At 64.4% G+C, this 3,153-nt stretch carries 5 protein-coding genes and 1 pseudogene; all 6 read right to left on the reverse strand.

The window, feature by feature from the left end; genetic code table 11:
- Nucleotides 1-424: pseudogene (locus tag X803_RS19680) on the reverse strand (copper resistance protein CopD); the annotation flags it as partial.
- Nucleotides 425-569: 145 nt separating this feature from the next.
- Nucleotides 570-860 carry an HU family DNA-binding protein gene (locus X803_RS0112270; protein ID WP_026545362.1) on the reverse strand — a complete coding sequence of 97 codons (291 nt, stop codon included), beginning with the start codon at nucleotides 858-860 and terminating at the stop codon, nucleotides 570-572.
- A 247-nt stretch (nucleotides 861-1,107) separates the two neighbouring features.
- A complete protein-coding gene (gene rpsN / locus X803_RS0112275; RefSeq protein ID WP_026545363.1) occupies nucleotides 1,108-1,413 on the reverse strand; it encodes a 30S ribosomal protein S14 in 306 nt (101 codons plus the stop codon).
- A 4-nt stretch (nucleotides 1,414-1,417) separates the two neighbouring features.
- Entirely contained in the window at nucleotides 1,418-1,585 is a 168-nt protein-coding gene (gene rpmG, locus X803_RS0112280) for a 50S ribosomal protein L33 (RefSeq protein ID WP_019481734.1), read from the reverse strand.
- Nucleotides 1,585-1,821 carry a 50S ribosomal protein L28 gene (gene rpmB, locus X803_RS0112285; protein ID WP_026545364.1) on the reverse strand — a complete coding sequence of 79 codons (237 nt, stop codon included), beginning with the start codon at nucleotides 1,819-1,821 and terminating at the stop codon, nucleotides 1,585-1,587. The genes rpmG and rpmB overlap by 1 nt, the downstream gene beginning before the upstream one ends.
- Nucleotides 1,822-2,086: 265 nt before the next feature.
- Nucleotides 2,087-3,153 (reverse strand): glucose-1-phosphate adenylyltransferase family protein (locus tag X803_RS19685; protein ID WP_035778873.1); only part of this gene is annotated, 1,067 nt, incomplete at its 5' end.

Below are 3,153 nucleotides of genomic sequence, written 5' to 3' on the forward strand. Positions count from 1 at the left end.
CGGCGTCCGAGTAGGTGAGCACCATGACGGCAAGGGCGGAAAGCGTCCAGGCTACCGCCGCCCAGGACGCCAGCGACATCACCCGGGAAAAGGCAGGCGTTTCCTCCGGATCTTCTCCCGCCGCACGGCTTGAGCCGGTTCCGGACCGGACGCGGCGGGGCAGGATCACCACCGCGAAAACGAGGGAGCCGACGACGGCGGCCACCGAAAGGTTGTGCGCGGCTTTGGCCACGGGCAGTCCCCAGCGGGTGAGGACGCCCGGGTCGCTCAGCTGGCGGGGAGCCGCTGCCCCGGAGAACGCGAGTGCGAGAACCACTGCGGCGAGGACGGCAGCCCCCGCGACGATCAGCCAGCCGGGTCCGATCCCGGTTCCCCCGGCGGCGCCTGCGCGCCCGGACTTCGACTGGTTGGTTGTTGTGGCCACGCTTTCCATTGTCTACCCGCAGTAGAACAACGGCCAACTAACGTAACGTGCCGCACTGGTGAGAGCGGGCAGGACGCTGAAAGGAACGGGCGTTAAACGAAACAGGGACTGCCACCGCGTGGTGGCAGTCCCTGCGTCAGCTGATCTACTTGACGGCAGCCTTGAGCTTGGAGCCGGCGGTCAGCTTGACGCTGCTGCCTGCTGCAATCTCGATGGTCTCGCCGGTCTGCGGGTTGCGGCCCGTGCGCGCTGCACGCTCCGTGCGCTCAACTGCGAGCCAGCCCGGGATGGTTACCTTGACGTCGTCCTTGGCAGAGGAAGCGAGAACGTCGAACAGGGCGTCCAGCACGCTGTTCACGGCAGTCTGGCTGGTGTCAGCCTTTGCTGCTACCTCGGCCACCAGTTCGCTGCGGTTCTTGGTCTCTTTCTTAGCCAATGTATGTCCTCCTGGACTTGTGCGGATTATTCAGAACTTCACCGTGCCGGCAAAGCTTCTGGAGGAAAACCTACCAGCTTCAACAGGGATGTCCCGTAGATTCGGGCATTATTGCCCGGATTTCCGGGGAATTCAGGGCTTTTTCGGGGTTCGGGGACCCCAAAAACCCCGCGGGACGGCGTTAAACGCAACAGGACGGCGGCCGTATGGCCACCGTCCTGTTGTCAGCTTCAGCCAGCTGCCGGGTCTACCAGCTTGACTTGGTTACGCCGGGCAGTTCGCCGCGGTGCGCCATGTCGCGGAAGCGGACACGCGAGATGCCGAACTTCTGGAGGGTGCCGCGGGGGCGCCCGTCGATCTGGTCGCGGTTGCGCAGGCGGACCGGCGACGCGTTGCGGGGCAGCTTCTGGAGGCCGAGGCGTGCAGCCTCGCGTGCCTCGTCGGTTGCGTTTTCATCAACCAGCGTCTTCTTGAGCTCGAGGCGCTTGGCCGCGTAGCGCTCAACAATGACCTTGCGCTGCTCGTTGCGAGCAATCTTTGACTTCTTAGCCATGTGTTTAGCGCTCCTCTCGGAATTCGACGTGCTTGCGGATCTTGGGGTCGTACTTCATCAGAACCATACGGTCCGGGTCATTACGGCGGTTCTTGCGGGTCACGTAGGTGTACCCGGTGCCTGCCGTGGACTTCAGCTTGATGATCGGACGTACGTCTTTGTCCTTTGCCATTAGAGCTTCACTCCCCGCGCCTGGATTTCAGCGACGACGGCGTCAATACCGCGCACGTCGATGGTCTTGATGCCGCGGGCGGAAACCTGCAGCGTTACGTTACGGCGCAGGGACGGAACCCAGTAGCGCTTCTTCTGAATGTTCGGGTCGAACCTGCGCTTGGTGCGGCGGTGCGAGTGCGAAATACTGTGCCCGAAGCCCGGCTCGGCCCCAGTCACTTGGCAGTGAGCTGCCATGACGATCCTCCAAAGATTGAATAAAACAGGTAACAGACAGTGCTACCTGCCATGGAATGCTTCAGCGGCGTCACCGTCCTGACGGCTACAACGGCCATCTGCGGTGTTCGCGATGTGAGCGCAACCTGAGCCCCTAACTACCGGCCCTCGGGCGAGATAAACTCCCGAAAACCGGAGCAATTGCGCACGCTCCGCCAACTGATGCCTTTCCATTCTAGGAGGGAGGCGGCTTTAAGACCAATCGCGGCCGGTCTCAGCCGCCGCCTCACCCGCTTGGGTGCGTGGCCTTACCGTTGGCGTCGACAACCGTCACGCTGCCGGCCTCACCGATCGCCGCGCCGGGATCCAGCTGCGCGTCGGCGTCGACAATCACCGAGCGCAGCACCGCACCGGCCGGGATGCGGGCCCGGTCCAGCACCACTGAATGTTCGACGACGGCCCCCTCCTCCACGACCACGTCCGGTCCGATCACGCTGTTGGTGACGGCGCCCGCGATGCGTGCGCCCGGCGAGAGCAGGCTGCTCGCCACCCTTGCGGAGTCAGCAACAAAGGCAGGCAGGCGGCGCGGGCTGGCGCTGAGAATCGGCCAGGCCGGATCGTCGAAGGCCAGACCGGCACCCGACAGCAGGTCCATGTGTGCGCGGTGGTAGTTCTCGGGGGTGCCGAGGTCCAGCCAGTAGGAGTCCAGCCGGTGGTCAGCGACCGTCCCGTTCTCCACGAGGTGCGGAATGAGCTGGTCGCCGTAGTCCTGCAGCTCGCCGTCGCGCTCGTGCAGATACGCGAGCGTGTCCAGCAGCACGTCTGTCGAATACAGGAAGATCTCCGCCGCCACCACGCTGCTGCGCGGGTCCTCGGGCTTGTACTGGAAGCCTGTAACCAGGCCGCGCTCGGACTCGACTACGCCATGCTGGGAGGCATCGCCGTCGTACTCCACCGTCACCATGGTCAGTGCCGCCCCTGCTTTCCGGTGGGTGCTGACCACATCCCGGTAGTCCAGGCGGTACAGATGATCGGCACTGAGCACCAGCACCAGCTCGGGGTCGAATTCGCGGATGAATTCCGCCTGCCGGTACAGACCATCGGCGTTTCCGGCGGCAAATCCTGCACCGTGCTCCCCCTGGAAGGGCGGCAGGACCCGCAGACCGCCGTTGGTGCGGTCGAGGTCCCAGGGCCGGCCGTTCGCCAGGTGGTCGTTGATCGATTTCGGCTGGTACTGCTCCACCACCCAGACGTCCGAAATATGGCTGTGGTGCAGGTTGGACAGCGGAATGTCGATGAGCCGGTACGTTCCGCCCACCGGCACCACCGGCTTGGCCTTGCTGTCCGTGAGCG

The sequence above is a fragment of the Arthrobacter sp. 35/47 genome (genome assembly GCF_000520475.1).
GTDB classification, from domain to species: Bacteria; Actinomycetota; Actinomycetes; order Actinomycetales; family Micrococcaceae; genus Arthrobacter_D; species Arthrobacter_D subterraneus.